This window comes from Mucilaginibacter phenanthrenivorans, assembly GCF_024721155.1.
Lineage (GTDB): Bacteria > Bacteroidota > Bacteroidia > Sphingobacteriales > Sphingobacteriaceae > Mucilaginibacter > Mucilaginibacter phenanthrenivorans.
The window spans coordinates 17,900-34,781 of the sequence record NZ_JAHVAP010000004.1 but is presented as its reverse complement, the minus strand read 5'-3'; the positions used below and the strand labels follow the sequence as shown (position 1 = coordinate 34,781).

Genomic DNA, 16,882 nt, shown 5'->3' with positions numbered 1-16,882 from the left:
AAATACTTTATGCTTTTTAGCGCTTTCTGCTTAGTTTTTAGTGAGTTATGCCAGAAACAATGAAGTTTTTAAACCTAAACAGCGGCTATACTTTCGCCCTCGAAAACCTGGAAAAAAAGGCACGGTTGGTAGTTTATAACAATGGCGTGGAAAATGTTTGCCATAAATCCACGTTAAAAAGTCTCGTACAATTTATCCAATCCGGTGATAATCATTTATTTAGGGGACGTCTCCAATTCCACAAAGATGAAGTGGGAATAAACATCATGGTTAAGGGTAACATTGTGGGAGAAATCAGCCTTCCCAAGTTCACAAATTACCTGCAAAAGGCTCAACAATAAATAAAATACACCTATCTTTAATTATTATGAAAACAAGACAGCTACTTATCGCCCTGTTTATGCTGATGGGATCAGCAGCGGTGGCACAAACTGCGCTTCCTGCGTCAGAAACTGTATTAAACAATGCTTATGCACAGGCAGCAAAAGAAAATAAAAAGGTGATTTTGATCTTCCACGCCTCATGGTGCGGCTGGTGCAAAAAGATGGATGCCTCGCTTAATGATCCTATCTGCAAAAAAATGTTTGATGACAATTATGTGATCGCTCATTTGGACGTGATGGAGCAGCCAGCAAAAGCTAACCTTGAAAATCCCGGCGGTATGGAAGTGATGAAGAAGTTCGGCGGCGAAAAATCCGGCTTGCCTTATTGGCTGGTTTTAGACACAAAAGGAAACGTGCTGGCCAATTCACTAATGCCCAAAGACGGCGCAACAACGGCCACTGCTGAAGACAACGTAGGCTGTCCCGCCAGTGATAAAGAGGTCGCATTTTTTGACACGATCTTAAAAAAGACTTCTGCTTTAAGCAGCGAGGATATCGCCGTTATTCATAAACGCTTCCTGTTAAACCAGCCACCGCCACAACCTGCAAAAGGGACTAATTAATTTCGTAGAGACTCAATACCTTGTGTCTCCCGTGGTGCCAATATCTTATTTAACAGAGGCGCGAAGTATCGCGCCTCTACAAACCTCACAATGAAGATCTCATTCCCAGTTTTTATCTTTTGTTCGCTGTTTATCAGCAAGATCTCCTTGCAAAATAATTCAGTGATTCAATTCGATATCAGCAAAAATTTAAACGCCCGCCCCGTAACTACTTCTACCAATAACAAACTAACTACATGGACCAAAGGTATTGATGGCGGAGGTTCCGGGGATGGTTATTTAACCCTGTCAGCAGCCTTATTTAATGGCGATAAAGACCCGCACGCGCTTCCGGACAACCCAACATTCCCGGCAAACGGGCATCACCCGGCAATAAAGCTGCACTACTCGAATACCGACAGCTTGGATAAGCAAACCTGTAATATCAGCGGCGCGGGAAGTGTTGAATTTGCTGTACCTAAATCAAAATATAAAACCATTTATCTTGCATTGACGAGTTCTGAGGGGCCATCTAATTTAACTATCAATTTAACTTATAGCGATGGAGCAGCTTCACAAGCGTTTGTACTTCCGGATTATTATGCTGATATAAAATCAGACGACCCAAACTTGTGCTACCTCTCCCACGACCTTGCCAAATGGGGCAACAAAAACAACATGACCGAAAAAGATCATCACAATATTGACCTGTTAAAAATTAAGGTTGATCCCAAAAGGGTTTTAAAAAGTATTGGTATTGCTAAAAGTAAACCGGGGTATTTGGTGTTTTGGGGAGCAACGGGTGAAAAAGCAATTTGAACCATGATTCGCCTGATTTATCGATTGGCTTGATTGTTTTACCTTCCATCCGAAAAATCCCTAAAATCCAATAATCACGGTTCAAACCTCCTCAAATAATTCTTTTTAATCAGTTCCCCATATAATATATCACTCGTCTTATCCATCCTGAACCAAGGCGAATGGTATTGCAGTACCTCGATATTTTGGGCAGGCATAAAGCTTTGGGCCAGTAAAAATTGTTTCTGGTGCTGATCGTTCTCCACCACATCCATCACAATAAAACAATGCCCCGGCGAACCACCATGTATAAACACATCGCCCGCCTTTAACTCATCAGCATTGGTTACCGGGTGTAGTTCTCTTTCTAACGATAAGGTACCGGCGTACGAAAACACCAGTTCCATATAGCGCATAAAGGTTGGGTAGCTGTAATCCTTTTTTGCTTTTAGCGCCCACCTGTCATTATGATAACGGTAGCCGTTGGCATAATGAATATAGTCGCATTTAAAGCCGCTGACAAAATTGAAGGTAATGGCTTTATAATCCTTTTGCCAGTAAAGGTATTCGCCCCGCAATCGCATCACGGCATCGGCGCATTGCTGCAGGTCCTGGTTGCCTACACTCATATCGACTACCGCTGCGGTATAAACGTCCGTTCGGGCAACCTCACCTCTGTACGTCTTGGTTTGCGTACCGACCGGTTTTAAAGGCAGACTTTGCAAATAAGCGGCAAAGCTGCCGGGCTTTACCGCGCATTTATGATAGCCCTCGGGTGTTTTAAAACGGGTTATCACGTTATCGGGTGCAGAAAAGCTGTTAATAAACAGCAATAAGGTTAACAGGCTATATTTCATATTTAATCAATTAGTTCGGGCCGGTACTCAAAGTGCATGGTATCGTAATGGTACCACTTACCACCCCAGATAAACCCATGCTTTTCAAAAATATCCACTATTGATCGCGGGATCCTGTTTTTGTATTTCACCGTATTATTTTCATTGCTGCATTTACAGGCCCATTCCCAATAGTCGGAATAGGTAGTATTAATGTCTATCGTCATCCCGAAGCTGTGCATACTATGCCTGTTGGTCCCGGCGATATTGCGCCATGCAAACGTGCCGCCAATATTGATGAGATATTTCTTTAACTCCGGATGTTCGTCAAGTTCCTTTGAGATCTCAGCCACCTTCTTATCTATTCCATTAATTTTGGTAACAGTTATTTTTTGATTCACCAGCTTTGGGCACCAGGTGATTTCTGTTAGACTCTTCCTTACTTCCCTTTCAGTCGATCCATACATCTTCAGGAAAAAAGGTTCATTCCTCGTACGCCCGGGATCAAAACCGGCTGTCGGTGGCTCGGCTAACTTTCCTGTACTATATTTTTGATAAAACATATCCTCCAGATCGGGTTTATCCAGCAGTTGTTTTGGCGATTTATTTTTTATACCATCATCCCAAAGCATTTTAGTACCATCCTTTAAAATGATGTAGTTGTTTGCATAGCCGTTAATAAAGTCGGGGTAGCTTTTGATAAGTTTCTGGGCAGACTTGGGGATTGTATCCGCTGGAGTTTTAGTAAAAACAATACCCATCTCCCTATCAAAAGAGCTGCAAAACATCCAGCCAAATAACAATATTAAGGTAACTTTCATTGGAGACTGAATGTACGGTTTTTATTTATTTGAATGACGGTGTATGAGATCTGGAAGATTTAACGGCATTATTGAAACTTTCGCCTGTTTCGTTGAAATTTTTCGTTTCATTGGCGTGATTATCCTACTTTTATTGTTCTATAAATCTGTAGTAAATGACCATTAATAAAAACAAAGCCATCTACGCCCTGGCGATAGGTGCGTTAGCCTTACACCCTTTTGCCGGCAAAGCCCAAACCGAAAATAAAGACTGGATAGCCAAATCAAACAGCTATACCAAGATCCTTATCGATCTCGATAAAAAATATTCACCAGAGTTCGGCTCATCACAAGGTTTAGCTTATTACGATACGCTGATCTCCGTACCAACTGAAGCTAATACCCTAGCGCAGCGCAAGGAACGCGAGGATGCCGTTGCACAATTAAAGGCAGCCAAGCAAAAAGAAACGGATCTGAAGATCAAACAGGACCTCGATATCCTGATCAATCAATCTGAACTCGGCTTCCGCAACCAGGATTTTAACCGGAGTAAAGAAGTTTCGTTCCTGAATGCAACCTCAACCGTGTTTGGCGGCTTACAAAGTCTATTAGACGATCAGACTCCAGTCGAACGCCGTCCTGCAGCAGTTATCCGACTGAATAAATATGCCGGTTTGCAAAAAGGGTATCAGCCAACTACTGAACTATACAAACAGCTTACGCTAAAACAGATTGCCAAACCAGGCATGATCTACCCCTCAAAGCAAGCGATGGAAGTTGAGCTTTCGCGCGACGCCAGCATGGTTGCCGGGATCGAAGAGCTGTTTAAGAAATATAATATTACCGGCTATGAGCAGGCTTACGCTGCAATTAAAAAACAGCTGGAAGACTATGATGCCTGGGTTAAAGCTACCGTGCAACCAAAAGCCCGCACCGATTTCCGTCTGCCACCCGAAGAGTACAAGCTTGCTTTGGAAGGTTACGGGATCGACATCCCTCCTGCTGAACTGGCTAAAATGGCACACGCTGCGTTTACCGACATTCAAAACCAGATGAAGCCATTGGCAGAACAGGTTGCCAAAAAGTATAACCTGCCATCGAGCGATTATCGCGCGGTGATCAAATTCCTGAAAACGAAACAGATCATCGGCGATTCCATCATGCCGATCTACAAGCAGCACCTTGCTGATATTGAAACCATCATCAGGGAGCAGCATTTGGTAACGCTGCCTAACCGCCCGGCAATTATCAGGCTGGCAAGCGAGGCAGAAACCGCGCAATCACCTGCACCGCACATGGTACCGCCACCGTTTTTGAATAACACCGGTCAGCGGGGCGTATTTGTGCTGCCACTGAATATGCCGCCGGCGCCCGGTGAAAAGGTGGATAAATATGACGATTTCACATTCGATGCTGCATCATGGACCATCATCGCTCACGAAGCACGTCCGGGTCATGAACTACAGTTTGATAAAATGGTTGAAGAAGGCGTATCGCAGGCCCGCGCCCTTTATGCCTTTAACTCCACCAACGTGGAAGGCTGGGGATTGTATTCTGAATATATCAGCCGCCCATTCTTCCCTGCAGAGGGTCAGTTAGTATCGCTGGATTACCGCTTACTCCGCGCCGCCCGTGCATTTTTAGATCCGGAATTGCAGGCCGGCAAAGTAACCCAGGAACAAGCCTTAAACCTTTTGATGACCGATGTGGTACAATCACACGCCTTTGCACAGCAGGAAGTGCAGCGCTACAGTCTGAACGCCCCCGGACAGGCTAACAGTTATTTTTATGGTTTCACCAAAATGATAGCGTTAAGAAAGGATACCGAAAAGGCTTTAGGCGATAAATTTAACCAGCAGCATTTTCACGATTTCATTTTGTCGCAAGGTATATTGCCACCGGCATTGATCAGGGAAGCAGTTATGGGTGAGTTTGTTGGGAAGGAGAAGTAGGGTTTCTATTTTAACAAGGCTTTCACGCCAGTCCAGTTAGGGTCTTTTTCTATCTTATACGCCATTGGGCGTGTTAGCCCTTCTTTGTTAATTTGCGATTGAAGATATTCATGAACTTTTTCCGGGTTTTCTAAATATATGTAAACATCTAAAAAAGTGTCATTATACAAATGACCGATGTAGTGACTTATAGTTAGCTTTTTAATTTGATTTATGAGTTGATCTTCAAATTTATTGGCGATGTCTGATTCTGACTTTATTGGCAACCCATTATTTTGAACATTTTTTAAATCAAGTGCGATGTTTATCGTTAAACACCAAGGATATTTGTCCTTTTTATCGTAATTTTTATAAGCTGTATTAACCGAGCCAATTACAGGTTTACCATTGGCAAGCTTTGCCTCAATAACTGAAAACGTTTCAGTAGGATATGTGGAACTTTTCTTTTGAGCTTTGCATATAAAGACTATAAGCAATAATGATATTCCAGTAATTGTTATTTTTAATATCATATATTTCCCGAAAGCTTTTTTAATAATTCCGTAGCTGGGACGTGTATAACTTTACCGGCTTTATCTGTTACTACCAGGCTTTGGTCTTTTTCGGCGCTTGAAACAAGCAACTTGAGGTACGCTTTATTAGCGCCTTCTATGATCTTATTTTGCAATTCAATATTTTCCGGTTTCATTGCTTTGCTTTTTAATTCTTTTCCAAATATCTGAATTGAAGATCACTTGCGGCTTAATAAGCTCACCAGAAATAATAATTTCCGCCCCCCCGGCTTCATTATTAAACACTACCCAATAGTCGCAAATATTTGTATAACGATGTATTAAATTATAAATTCCCTTGAAATATCTCTGCTCGATAACGTCATCTGGAATATGATGGCCACCCTTACTCACCCGTGTTGCAACCCGTTGCTTTGCTTGCTCTGTTGAGCTCAACCAAAAAAACACCAATATTATTTTATAACCAATTGCCCGAGCGTCCTTTATCAGCAACATGTACCTTCTTGTTGCCAAAGTAGTTTCAATTGCAAAATCTACCTTGTCATCCAGTAACCTATCAATCCTGCTTAACATTATTCTTCCTGCCTCGATGGCGACTTTTTCCGGATTGAAGGGAGATAACCCAGCTGCTATACCATCAGCATTTACAAACTCTTTACAATTTAGCATTTCCGGCAATATGGTATAGCTTGCCGTTGTTTTCCCGGCACCATTGCAACCTGCTATTATGTATAGATTTGGCATTAATCGATGATTTTTAGAAGCAAGATACAAATTCCCCGCCTAATCTCTAACCTCTAATTGACTACCAAACTACATATTCCGCCTATACTGTCCCCCCACCTCGTATAACGCATGCGAGATCTGCCCCAAGGAACAATATTTACATGCTTCCATCAGGCTTTCGAAAATATTATCGCCGGCTATGGCTTTATGCTGCAGGTCTTTCAGCAACTGTGGGATTATCGCTTCATTACGGTGTTGAAACTCATGCAATGCGGTTATCTGGTATTGCTTTTCTTCTTCTGTGGCACGGATCACTTCTGATGGCACAATGGTTGGCGATCCTTTTTTATTAAGGAATGTGTTTACACCTACAATAGGGTATTCTCCGGTATGCTTAAGGGTTTCGTAGTAAAGTGATTCTTCCTGGATCTTGCTGCGCTGGTACATGGTTTCCATGGCGCCGAGCACACCGCCGCGCTCATTGATGGCCTTAAATTCTGCTAGTACAGCTTCTTCCACCAGGTCAGTTAGCTCCTCAATAATAAAGGCGCCCTGGATGGGGTTTTCATTTTTTGCGAGGCCAAGCTCACGGTTAATGATCAACTGAATAGCCATCGCCCGGCGTACTGACTCCTCTGTCGGCGTAGTGATTGCCTCATCATATGCATTGGTGTGCAGCGAGTTGCAGTTATCATAAATGGCGTACAAAGCCTGCAAAGTAGTACGAATATCATTAAAATCGATCTCCTGCGCATGTAAGGACCTGCCACTGGTTTGGATATGATATTTCAGCTTCTGTGATCTATCGTTACCCTTGTATTTGTTCTTGATAGCTTTTGCCCAAATTCGCCTGGCAACACGCCCGATCACTGAATATTCAGGGTCGATGCCATTGCTGAAAAAGAAGGAGAGGTTTGGCGCAAAGTCGTCGATGTGCATTCCCCGGCTCAGGTAATACTCTACATAGGTAAACCCGTTTGATAGCGTAAACGCCAGTTGGGTAACGGGGTTTGCCCCCGCTTCAGCAATGTGATAGCCGGAGATAGATACCGAATAAAAGTTTCTAACCTTTTCATTGATAAAATACTGCTGGATATCGCCCATCATCCGCAGCGCAAATTCGGTGGAGAAAATACAGGTATTTTGCGCTTGGTCTTCCTTTAATATATCAGCCTGCACCGTACCACGAACAGTGGCAATGGCGTAGGCCTTTATTTTTGCATAAACATCTGGTGGGAGGATTTGATCGCCGGTGAGGCCGAGGATAGATAAACCTAAACCGTCATTTCCTTTTGGTAGGTCGCCATCATATTCGGGTCTCTTTAACCCCTTATCGTCATAAACTTCCTTAAACTTCGCTTCCACCAAATGCTCCAGCTTGTGCTCCCTGATATACTTTTCGCATTGCTGATCGATAGCCGCGTTCATAAAAAAGCCAAGCAGCATTGGCGCCGGGCCGTTTATCGTCATTGATACGGACGTGGATGAGCTACAAAGGTCAAACCCGGAATACAACTTTTTAGCGTCATCCAGCGTGGCTATACTCACACCCGAGTTGCCGATCTTTCCATAAATATCGGGCCGGGTATGCGGGTCTTCACCATAAAGGGTAACTGAATCAAACGCTGTTGACAACCTGTGCGCCGGCTGACCAAACGAAACATAATGAAAGCGCTTGTTTGTCCGCTCGGGACCACCTTCGCCTGCAAACATTCTTGTCGGATCCTCTCCCTCGCGTTTTAACGGAAACACGCCTGCAGCATAAGGAAATTCTCCCGGCACGTTTTCAGTGAGCAGCCAGCGTAAAATATCGCCCCATGCCTCATATTTAGGTAGGGAGATTTTAGGAATCTGCAGTTGAGATAATGAGGTATAATAAAGCGGTTGTTTGATCTCTTTATCCCGTACTTTATAAATAAAATTTTCGGCTTTATATTTTGCAACAGTTTCGGGCCATTCGCGCAACAAGCGTTTGCAATCCGGGTGCAATTGTTCTTCCAGATATTTTTTAATATCCTGTAGAGACGCAATATTTTGCGTCTCAGATTTTGGTTCCGAATGCTTATCCTGAGACGCAAAGTATTGCGTCTCTACAACATTTAATAATTTTATAACCCCGTCTAACTGAAACAGCTGCTGCGCAATTTTACACTGCTCATTTACCCATTCCTTATAGGCATTACTACTTTCGGCAATTTCGGCGAGGTAACGGTTCCTGTCGGGAGGAATAATATAGATTTTTTCTGATTCGCTTTCGTGTTCAACAGCTGCATGGGTTCCTATAAGGTCAACCCCTGTCTTTGTTTTAATAGCCTTCATCAGCGCAGTAAACAGCGTATTCATCCCGGGATCATTAAACTGGGATGCCATGGTTCCATAAACCGGGATGTCTTCATCCTTTGCCTGGAACAGCATATGGTTGCGTTTATATTGCTTGCGCACATCGCGAATAGCATCCAGCGCACCGCGTTTATCGAACTTGTTTAATGCAACCAGGTCGGCAAAATCAAGCATGTCGATCTTTTCCAGTTGGGTTGCCGCGCCAAATTCAGGGGTCATTACATAAAGGGAGAGATCGCAATAATCGGTGATCATTGTATCCGATTGCCCGATGCCGGAAGTTTCCACAATAATCAAATCATATCCCGCTGCCTTGCAAATATCTATACTTTCCTGGACGTGCTTTGACAATGCCAGGTTAGCCTGCCGGGTAGCCAGCGAACGCATATAAATGCGTGGACTATTAATAGCATTCATCCTGATCCTGTCACCAAGCAGCGCCCCGCCGGTTTTACGCTTTGATGGGTCGACAGAAATAATGGCCATCGTTTTATCTGTCTCCATCAAAAACCGTCGCACTATTTCATCAACCAGAGATGATTTACCCGACCCGCCGGTACCGGTAATCCCTAAAACAGGCGTAGTGCCGGCACTAATTATCTTACGTACCTCCGTTAAAAAGGCATCTGCTTCCTTTGGGTAATTCTCTACTATACTTATCGCGGTAGCAATTGATTTGATATCTTTTTCGGGCAGGTGTTTAAGCTCCCCGTTGAGTTTTATTTTGTTCTGGAAATCACATTTTTCCAGCATATCGTTTATCATTCCCTGCAGTCCCATGGTTCGGCCATCGTCAGGCGAATAGATCTTTGTGATCCCGTAAGCCTGCAGTTCTGCAATTTCGTCCGGTAAAAAAACGCCGCCGCCGCCACCGAAAATCTTGATGTGGCCGGCTCCCCGCTCTTTCAGCAGGTCGTGCATGTATTTGAAATACTCTACGTGGCCACCCTGATAGCTGGTTAAGGCTATCCCCTGCACATCTTCCTGTATCGCGCAATTCACTACCTCGTCAACCGAACGGTTATGCCCCAAATGAATCACCTCCGCCCCTGATGATTGCAGGATTCGGCGCATAATATTAATGGTGGCGTCGTGCCCGTCGAACAACGAGGCAGCAGTTACAAAACGGATCTTGTACCTGGATTGATAGGGAGCTATGCTTTCCATGCAGGCTATAATTAGTAAGAAACAAAATTAACATAAATTAAGCATCAAAAAACTATGCGTGCATAATAAAAAAGCTTAACTATTATAAGCTTCCTCCAGTCCGGCAATTTCAATTTTGCTCATCTGCATCATGGCATCCATAACTTTGCGCGCCTTTGCAGGATCGGAATTATACATTAACCGTCCCAATGCATTCGGCACTATCTGCCAGGAGATGCCGTACTTATCGGTAAGCCAGCCACAACGATCTTTCCGGCCACCTTCGGATAGCTTTTCCCAATAGTGGTCAACCTCTGCCTGCGTTTCGCATTTCACAAAAAAGGAGATGGCAGGGGTAAAAGTAAACTGCGGTCCGCCGTCCAATAACATAAACTCAACGCCATTAAGAATAATTGTAGCAGTCATGATCTGGCCGCCTCTTCCCGGCACTTCAGCCGGCAAGCGATGCGAACTGGCTATTTTGCTATCTTCAAAAACCGAAGTATAAAAGTTCAAAGCTTCCTCTACATTGCCATTAAACCATAAAAACGGGGTAATGCCCTGTGTGGATGTTCCTGTTGTAGTTGCCATAATTTTGAGTTAATTGATTTAATCAAAACTACCCATTAATGTCTCCGCCTACAATGGGAGATGAGGACAAGTAAAGGGGGAATTAAGGACAACGGGGGTATTGAGATATGGTTTTAAAAATTGGTTTTTATTTACAATACAACTTCAAAAAGTCATTTGCTTCCCTAACACCTAAACTGCTGGCCTTGTTCCAATCAGCACAAGCGCCTTTACGGTCGTTCAAATGAAATTTTATTTTGGCCCGCTCATTATAAGCTTCAGGGAATGATGTATTCAATTTTATGGCCATGTTATAATCGGCAAGGGCCCCGGCAAAGTCGCGCAAATCTTTTTTCATTGCGGCCCTAAGTGTGTAAGCGGTTGCATCACCAGGCTTTAATGCTATTATCTTGTTAAAATCACCAATCGCCGAATTAACATCCCGTAACTGCATCAAAACAATTCCACGGAAATAATAAAACCCAGGCTCATTCGGTTCAAGGGCTATGGCCTGCGAAAAATCCTGCAAGGCTCCCTTTAAATCTCTCATTGCGGCTTTTAGTTGCCCCCTGTTACTGTAGGCTAACGGGTCCTCCGGTTCTAAAGTTATAGCCTGGTTAAGATCTGCATTTGCACCGCTATAATCCTTTATTATCAGCTTAACTCTACCCCTGTCATTATAAGCAACCGCATACTTAGGGTTTAGGGTGATTGCCTGGGTAAAGTCCTTTATTGCATTATCATAATCCTGCTGTGTAACTTCGCTTTCTGCTTTATTAAGATAGATTTCTGCGTTTTGCGGATCTAATGCAATGGCCTTGCCAAAGTCATCGCTGCTGCCATTGCGGTCGTGCAAATTACTTTTTGATGAGGCCCTGTTTGCAAGGGCAGGCACACTTTTCGGGTCAATTGCCAGTGCCCTGCTATAATCTTCCTTTGCACCGGCAAAATCCTTTAGCCTTTCCTTAGTAAGGCCCCGCATATTATACAACTCGGCCATTTGCGGGCTTATTTCTATCGCCTTATCCAAATCAGCAGCCGCACCTTTATAATCACCTAACATAGCTTTTACCTCGGCGCGGTTTTTATATCCAAATAAACTTTGGGGACTTACAGCTATTTCGCTGTCGAAGTCCGCAAGGGCACCTTTATAGTCTTTTAACGCATTTTTCACACCTCCCCTGTCATTATAAGCCGCCGCGTAATTTGGGTTTATTTTGATTGCGGTTGTAAAGTCGGCAATCGCATCGTCGTAGTTACTTTGCAGCCATTTTATCTCAGCCCTGTCATAATAAGCCTCGGAATACCGCGGGTTTAATAAGATTGCGTGGTTAAGATCATCAACGGCCCCTACATAGTCCTCCTTACCCAGTTTCATTACACCCCGGCCATAGTAGATGCCCGGAAACTTGGGGTCAATCGCCTGCGCCAATTTGTAATCAGTTTCGGCAGCATCATAATCCTTTAATTTCGTCCGCGTCAGTCCTCTAAGCACATACACCGCAGTAAATTTGGGATTCAGTGTAGCCGCCTTATCAAAATCTGAAATAGCATTTTGATCATTGTCAAGGCTGGTGTTTGAAATACCCCTGTTAAAATAGGCTTCCGGTAGTTGGCCATTTAGTTCTATAGCTCTATTAAGATCAGCAAGAGCGCCTTTGTAATCGCCGACGCCATTCTTCGCGCTTCCGCGATCGTTATAAGCCGACTCCAGTTTTGGATCCAATTCGATTGCCTTATCTAAATCGGCTAATGCGCCTTTGTAGTCGCCGAGGTAGTTCTTTGCGTTCCCCCTGTTGTTATAAGCAAGTCCATATTTGGGGTTTATTGCGATTGCTTTATCACAATCTTCGAGTGCTCCTTTGTAATCATTCACTACATTCTTTACATAGGCCCGGTTAGTATAACCAATAAAGGCATTTCCGGGGCTTATTGCTATTTCCTTTGAATAGTCTTCAATTGCGCCTTTATAATCTCCGTTCTTTGTTTTTATAACTCCCCGGTAATTAAATGCCATGACATTCTGTGGGTTTAGTTCGATTTCCTTCGTAAAGTAATCCCATGCTCCCGGATAGTCATTTTTATTAAAAAGCTCAACAGCCTTATCCATATACATATCGCTTGTTTGGCCAAGCGTTAACAACGGCAACAACAGCACGCAGCTCAATAATGCAATCCTCATAGTTTAAACGCGTAAGGTTAGGGTTAGCTACGCTCTCCCAAATATAATTTTTTTCCGTCAAATTAAAATCCAACAGGCAGGCAGCTTTGTCCATGCGCTTAACATTCAGCCTCAAAACCGTATCTTTGCCACCAAATCAATGAAATCACTTTAGAATCGGTGAAATCATTTTTAATAATCAGCACAGTCATTCAATAATAATCGGTGGAAGCAACAGCAGCAGTTTGGGAAAAGGGATATAACAACTACGGCCCCTGGCTTAAGGAAAAGTACAAGGGACATAGGGTGTTTAAGGTGATTGTTGACGGCGGCTTTACCTGCCCCAACCGCGATGGCTCAAAAGGCTATGGCGGCTGTACCTATTGTAATGTTGATTCGTTTACGCCATCAGTATCACGCAATGCGCCTACCGTACGTGAGCAGGTGATCCAGGGGATGGAGCGTGCACGTACCGGCAATAAGGCCGATAAATTCATCATCTATTTTCAGCCCAATACAAATACCTACGCCCCGGCACATTATTTAAAAATGATGTATGATGAGGCGTTGAGCTATGGCACCGAGGATATTGTGGGCCTTTCTGTAGGAACCCGCCCCGATTGTATCGACGCTGAAAAAATAGCCCTGCTGGAAAGCTATACCGATCGTTTCGACGTCGACCTTGAAATGGGTATGGAATCTATTTATGACGAAACCCTTGCACAGATCAACCGCGGCTGTAACCACGAAGAACTGGTAAAAGCACTAAAACTGGTAGAGAATAGCAAACTGGATATTTGTGTGCATACCATATTCGGTTTTCCGTGGGAAACGCATGAGATGATGCTGCGTTATGCGGATGAAATCAACCGTTTCCCGCAGATAAAATTTGTAAAATTCCACCACCTGCATATTGTAGAAGGTTCGGTAATGGGCGTAAAATATAAACGTGAGCCCTTTAAGGTTTTCAGCATTGACGAGTATGCAGATTTCCTTTGTGAGCTGCTGCCCCGCGTCCGCCCGGATATCGTGATCCAGCGCCTCTTTGGCCTTAGCGACCGTGAGTTGCTAATTGCTCCAAACTGGGGCTTAAAAAAATCCGAGATCCAGTATTATATTGATCAAAGGATCTTGTCGAAGGGGGTTGTGCAGGGATCGGCACTCTAACTTTATAATCAATTTTGTCATTGCGAGCGATAGCGTGGCAACCTCGTAGCCATGCTATTCCCGACTAAAGATTGTACATCGTTCTATTCGCTCTGTACAACTACGAGGTTGCTTCGTCGCTGCGCTTCTCGCAATGACATATTTTAATTAATCCTTAAACCTCGCAAGCACCTTTCTCCCCAAATCATAAGTTATCCTGAATGCTTCTTGGTTACTGGTAAAGCCTGGCGTGCGATGGATACTGAATATGAATTGCCCTTTGATATGATTGAATAGGAACGGCGTAAACATCAAATCCAAACGGTTATAAAACTTCTTCTCATAAAAGGCATCTCCATAGGTAATTTCAGATCCTTGCCCATCATAAAACTCATCGAAGGCCGCAAACCGATGGTAGCTTAAATAAGCGCTGGCCACAAACCCTACCGGCGTTTTTGCACCTGTTAGTCCGCGTCTCCGTTGAAATGAGCCCATTGCGCCGGCTTCAAAAGAAAGTGAATCAAAAGTGGTTTGTTTGTGGCTAAAATCCAGGCCGAGCCTAACCTGTGCTGCCCCGTCGTCACCAATATGGTCGTTCGGTAAAAGCACTTCGGCGCCGGCATCGTGCATCATCAACACATAATGCGAAATATAAAAAGGCCCGGTTAATGACGGCTTCCATTTACCCTCAAACCCAAACAGGAATTGCTCACGGTCGGTAACCGTTTGGCGGCTAACCCAATCAATCCAGCCGGTTTCTGTAAAATGTGCGTTATGGTATTTTGCCAGCAACCCTTCCACATTTGGGCGGTAATAACGGAGGGTATCGTTCAGCATTGCGCGTGGATAATTGTCTAAAAGACCTTCGCGCGGAAATTCACCTGCATTAAAAAGCCAGTTCTTACTTTCGTATTTATAATAAGCAACCGGGTTAACCTTTAAAAAATAAGGCTGCGCCCCAAACTCATGGATGCCATTGATCCCAACGATAAAATGGTTCAAGCTATCAAGGTTAAGCCCAAGATCAAGCGCAATTCGGGTGCCGGAATAGGTGCGGGAACGGGCCACAAAATCCTTGTACTCCCGATTATCCAGGAAACCCATCCCGTTAAAATGGATGTCGAGGCTTTCCTGTGCAAGAGCAGCGGTGCCGGTTATCAACGAAAGTAGAATAATGAGGTAGAATTTTTTTATCATGGATATAGGGGTTATTTAACGGTTATTTTTATTACCCTGCTGTTTTTACTGCCATAAAACGGGTCTGTTCGCAAAGAAAACACCAGGTTGTATATGCCCTTTTCTTTCGGCGAAGTTACGGGAAAAGTATAATGGGTACTTTCACCCGGTTGTAAAGTTATTTTTTTGTAAGTGTCCGTTGCTTCTTTAACTTCTGTTAACACATCACCCTTAAAGAAACAATATTCCAGCTTAACAGGATGCAGGTAGCCGGAATCCCTAAATGTTATGGGGTGCTTGTAAGGATTGGTCAGCTTAAGATCAAAATTAGTAACTACACCTGGCGTGGTGGTAATTTTCAGCGAATCGGTTTCAAACACCAATTTTTGATAGGTACGAACATCATCAACCCAGTTACAATACCAGGTGCCGGCTAACATCTTTATAGAATCAGTGGTAACGCCTTTTATTGGGTATGTGGTTAAATAATATACCCGCTTACGCTGAATGCTGTCTTCCATCGGCCAGATGTCAAATTGAGTAAGGCGATAGTAGCGGGTATCATAAGCAAAACAAGTAAGGCTATTGGTGTAGTAATTATATTTTGATGGATTCTGGAAGCCATCGCTCATCACCACATAATGTCCGCTGGCTTTTTGCTGAACGGTATGTGTCCAATCCTTAAAACCATAGTAGCTTTTTAAGTGCCCGTAAGTTTGGGCGAAGCCGAAGCCGCCGATAACGATCACACGCACAATAATAATGATGCTCACATTCACAATTGCCAATGGTAGCAGCCATTTGGGCCAGCCACCCTGTTGTTTAAAATGGATAAGTGTAAGAACGATCAACGGCGCAAACAGAATGAAAGCCCATTGCGGCTGCACCTCCCCTTTTGCACTGCTGAGCCAGAAGAAGATAAACGTACCTATACAATTTACCAGCAAACAGCGGATAAAAGCGTCCTTTACCTTCACCGTAAAAGCCTTGTAAAACAGGAACCAGCCAATAAGCGGACCAGCCATTAAAAGCTGACCGGGAATATAGGAGAAACTGTTTATAACACTGTAAGTATCTGCAGATCGTTCAAACAAATGGTAATTTATAGACGGATAATCGTGATTGGCCTGCCAGATGATATGCGGGATGTATAAGCCCACTGCTATTAAAACAATCGCCCAAAAGCTTCCGCGCTTTAATAATTTGAGATTAGCCAACAGGGTAAAGCCTACCACCAAAATTCCATTGTACTTACTGTATAACAAGCAGGCAACGGTTATCCCCAATAGGACAGCCAATACCCATTTGTCTTTCTCGATATACTGCTGGTACAGGAAATAGAAAAGTACGGTAAAAAAGAAAAGCGGCGCGTCGGGCGTAGTCGTAAACCCGTAAATATGAAAAATAAACAGGCCGGGAACGATCAACACAAATGCCATGGCATCAACCGCGTATTTTTTCAGGATGAGCCACAGCAAGTAGATGGATGCAGAACTAGCCAGCACGGTAAGCAGCCGCAAGCCAAGCTCATTATGCATAATACTGTCGCCGATGCGGTTAAACAGGGCCACCATTGGCGGGTGATCAAAATAGCCCCAGTCCAGGTAGCGGGAATACATCCAGTAATAGGCTTCGTCGCCCTGCAGTTCTAATGTTGATGCCTGGATAACGTTAAGCACTGTCCAGGCCAGCAGGAAATACCAGATGATCTTGTTTGATTGGATGGGCTTACTTTGAATAATTCCGGGCATTATTTATTCACGTGAATTGAAGCCGTAAAGGTATAATAAAACT

Annotated in this window: 15 protein-coding genes; 5 read left to right on the top strand and 10 right to left on the bottom strand. The window is 43.7% G+C overall.

Annotation, left to right across the window (positions count from 1 at the left end):
* Positions 1-59: 59 nt before the first annotated feature.
* The 3 genes from KXD93_RS09810 to KXD93_RS09800 all read left to right on the top strand — a co-directional run bounded on the left by KXD93_RS09810 (position 60) and on the right by KXD93_RS09800 (position 1,744).
* On the top strand, positions 60-341 hold the full coding sequence (locus KXD93_RS09810) for a hypothetical protein (RefSeq protein WP_258136909.1): 282 nt from the start codon (positions 60-62) through the stop codon (positions 339-341).
* A 26-nt stretch (positions 342-367) separates the two neighbouring features.
* Positions 368-946 carry a thioredoxin family protein gene (locus tag KXD93_RS09805; protein ID WP_258136908.1) on the top strand — a complete coding sequence of 193 codons (579 nt, stop codon included), beginning with the start codon at positions 368-370 and terminating at the stop codon, positions 944-946.
* A gap of 90 nt (positions 947-1,036) precedes the next feature.
* Positions 1,037-1,744 (top strand): hypothetical protein, encoded by a 708-nt coding sequence (locus KXD93_RS09800; protein ID WP_258136907.1) that lies wholly within the window; start codon positions 1,037-1,039, stop codon positions 1,742-1,744.
* A gap of 74 nt (positions 1,745-1,818) precedes the next feature.
* Here the strand turns inward: KXD93_RS09800 and KXD93_RS09795 are convergent, their stop codons facing one another.
* A complete protein-coding gene (locus KXD93_RS09795) occupies positions 1,819-2,580 on the bottom strand; it encodes a DUF4846 domain-containing protein (RefSeq protein WP_258136906.1) in 762 nt (253 codons plus the stop codon).
* Positions 2,581-2,582: 2 nt separating this feature from the next.
* A complete protein-coding gene (locus KXD93_RS09790; RefSeq protein WP_258136905.1) occupies positions 2,583-3,380 on the bottom strand; it encodes a M15 family metallopeptidase in 798 nt (265 codons plus the stop codon).
* A 155-nt stretch (positions 3,381-3,535) separates the two neighbouring features.
* Between KXD93_RS09790 and KXD93_RS09785 the strand changes: the two genes are divergently transcribed.
* Positions 3,536-5,311 (top strand): DUF885 domain-containing protein, encoded by a 1,776-nt coding sequence (locus tag KXD93_RS09785; RefSeq protein ID WP_258136904.1) that lies wholly within the window; start codon positions 3,536-3,538, stop codon positions 5,309-5,311.
* A 5-nt stretch (positions 5,312-5,316) separates the two neighbouring features.
* Here the strand turns inward: KXD93_RS09785 and KXD93_RS09780 are convergent, their stop codons facing one another.
* From KXD93_RS09780 to KXD93_RS09755, 6 genes are all read right to left on the bottom strand, one after another.
* Positions 5,317-5,823 (bottom strand): DUF695 domain-containing protein, encoded by a 507-nt coding sequence (locus tag KXD93_RS09780; protein WP_258136903.1) that lies wholly within the window; start codon positions 5,821-5,823, stop codon positions 5,317-5,319.
* Positions 5,820-5,999: a DUF8506 family protein gene (locus KXD93_RS09775; RefSeq protein WP_258136902.1), complete on the bottom strand. Its 180-nt coding sequence runs from the start codon at positions 5,997-5,999 to the stop codon at positions 5,820-5,822. The genes KXD93_RS09780 and KXD93_RS09775 overlap by 4 nt, the downstream gene beginning before the upstream one ends.
* Entirely contained in the window at positions 5,980-6,597 is a 618-nt protein-coding gene (locus tag KXD93_RS09770) for an ATPase (RefSeq protein ID WP_258136901.1), read from the bottom strand. Before KXD93_RS09770 ends, KXD93_RS09775 begins: the two co-directional genes overlap by 20 nt.
* 39 nt (positions 6,598-6,636) lie before the next feature.
* Positions 6,637-10,056: a methylmalonyl-CoA mutase family protein gene (locus tag KXD93_RS09765; protein ID WP_258136900.1), complete on the bottom strand. Its 3,420-nt coding sequence runs from the start codon at positions 10,054-10,056 to the stop codon at positions 6,637-6,639.
* Positions 10,057-10,131: 75 nt separating this feature from the next.
* Entirely contained in the window at positions 10,132-10,626 is a 495-nt protein-coding gene (locus KXD93_RS09760; protein ID WP_258136899.1) for a VOC family protein, read from the bottom strand.
* A gap of 127 nt (positions 10,627-10,753) precedes the next feature.
* Positions 10,754-12,787 (bottom strand): tetratricopeptide repeat protein, encoded by a 2,034-nt coding sequence (locus KXD93_RS09755; RefSeq protein WP_258136898.1) that lies wholly within the window; start codon positions 12,785-12,787, stop codon positions 10,754-10,756.
* A gap of 204 nt (positions 12,788-12,991) precedes the next feature.
* Here KXD93_RS09755 and mnmL point away from each other — a divergent pair, with 204 nt between their 5' ends.
* Positions 12,992-13,933, top strand: a complete 942-nt coding sequence (mnmL, locus tag KXD93_RS09750; RefSeq protein ID WP_258136897.1) for a tRNA modification radical SAM protein MnmL/YtqA — start codon at positions 12,992-12,994, stop codon at positions 13,931-13,933.
* Between the two features lie 147 nt (positions 13,934-14,080).
* Here the strand turns inward: mnmL and KXD93_RS09745 are convergent, their stop codons facing one another.
* Both KXD93_RS09745 and KXD93_RS09740 read right to left on the bottom strand, forming a co-directional pair.
* Positions 14,081-15,109 (bottom strand): lipid A deacylase, encoded by a 1,029-nt coding sequence (locus KXD93_RS09745; RefSeq protein WP_258136896.1) that lies wholly within the window; start codon positions 15,107-15,109, stop codon positions 14,081-14,083.
* A gap of 11 nt (positions 15,110-15,120) precedes the next feature.
* Positions 15,121-16,839: an ArnT family glycosyltransferase gene (locus KXD93_RS09740; protein WP_258136895.1), complete on the bottom strand. Its 1,719-nt coding sequence runs from the start codon at positions 16,837-16,839 to the stop codon at positions 15,121-15,123.
* Between the last annotated feature and the right edge of the window lie 43 nt (positions 16,840-16,882).

Coding starts and splice junctions, on each gene's coding strand:
- KXD93_RS09785 (WP_258136904.1), top strand. CDS start 3,536: ATGACCATTAATAAAAACAAAGCCATCTACGCCCTGGCGATAGGTGCG.
- KXD93_RS09775 (WP_258136902.1), bottom strand. CDS start 5,999: ATGAAACCGGAAAATATTGAATTGCAAAATAAGATCATAGAAGGCGCT.
- KXD93_RS09760 (WP_258136899.1), bottom strand. CDS start 10,626: ATGGCAACTACAACAGGAACATCCACACAGGGCATTACCCCGTTTTTA.
- KXD93_RS09765 (WP_258136900.1), bottom strand. CDS start 10,056: ATGGAAAGCATAGCTCCCTATCAATCCAGGTACAAGATCCGTTTTGTA.
- KXD93_RS09745 (WP_258136896.1), bottom strand. CDS start 15,109: ATGATAAAAAAATTCTACCTCATTATTCTACTTTCGTTGATAACCGGC.
- KXD93_RS09800 (WP_258136907.1), top strand. CDS start 1,037: ATGAAGATCTCATTCCCAGTTTTTATCTTTTGTTCGCTGTTTATCAGC.
- KXD93_RS09780 (WP_258136903.1), bottom strand. CDS start 5,823: ATGATATTAAAAATAACAATTACTGGAATATCATTATTGCTTATAGTC.
- KXD93_RS09740 (WP_258136895.1), bottom strand. CDS start 16,839: ATGCCCGGAATTATTCAAAGTAAGCCCATCCAATCAAACAAGATCATC.
- KXD93_RS09755 (WP_258136898.1), bottom strand. CDS start 12,787: ATGAGGATTGCATTATTGAGCTGCGTGCTGTTGTTGCCGTTGTTAACG.
- KXD93_RS09790 (WP_258136905.1), bottom strand. CDS start 3,380: ATGAAAGTTACCTTAATATTGTTATTTGGCTGGATGTTTTGCAGCTCT.
- KXD93_RS09810 (WP_258136909.1), top strand. CDS start 60: ATGAAGTTTTTAAACCTAAACAGCGGCTATACTTTCGCCCTCGAAAAC.
- KXD93_RS09805 (WP_258136908.1), top strand. CDS start 368: ATGAAAACAAGACAGCTACTTATCGCCCTGTTTATGCTGATGGGATCA.
- KXD93_RS09795 (WP_258136906.1), bottom strand. CDS start 2,580: ATGAAATATAGCCTGTTAACCTTATTGCTGTTTATTAACAGCTTTTCT.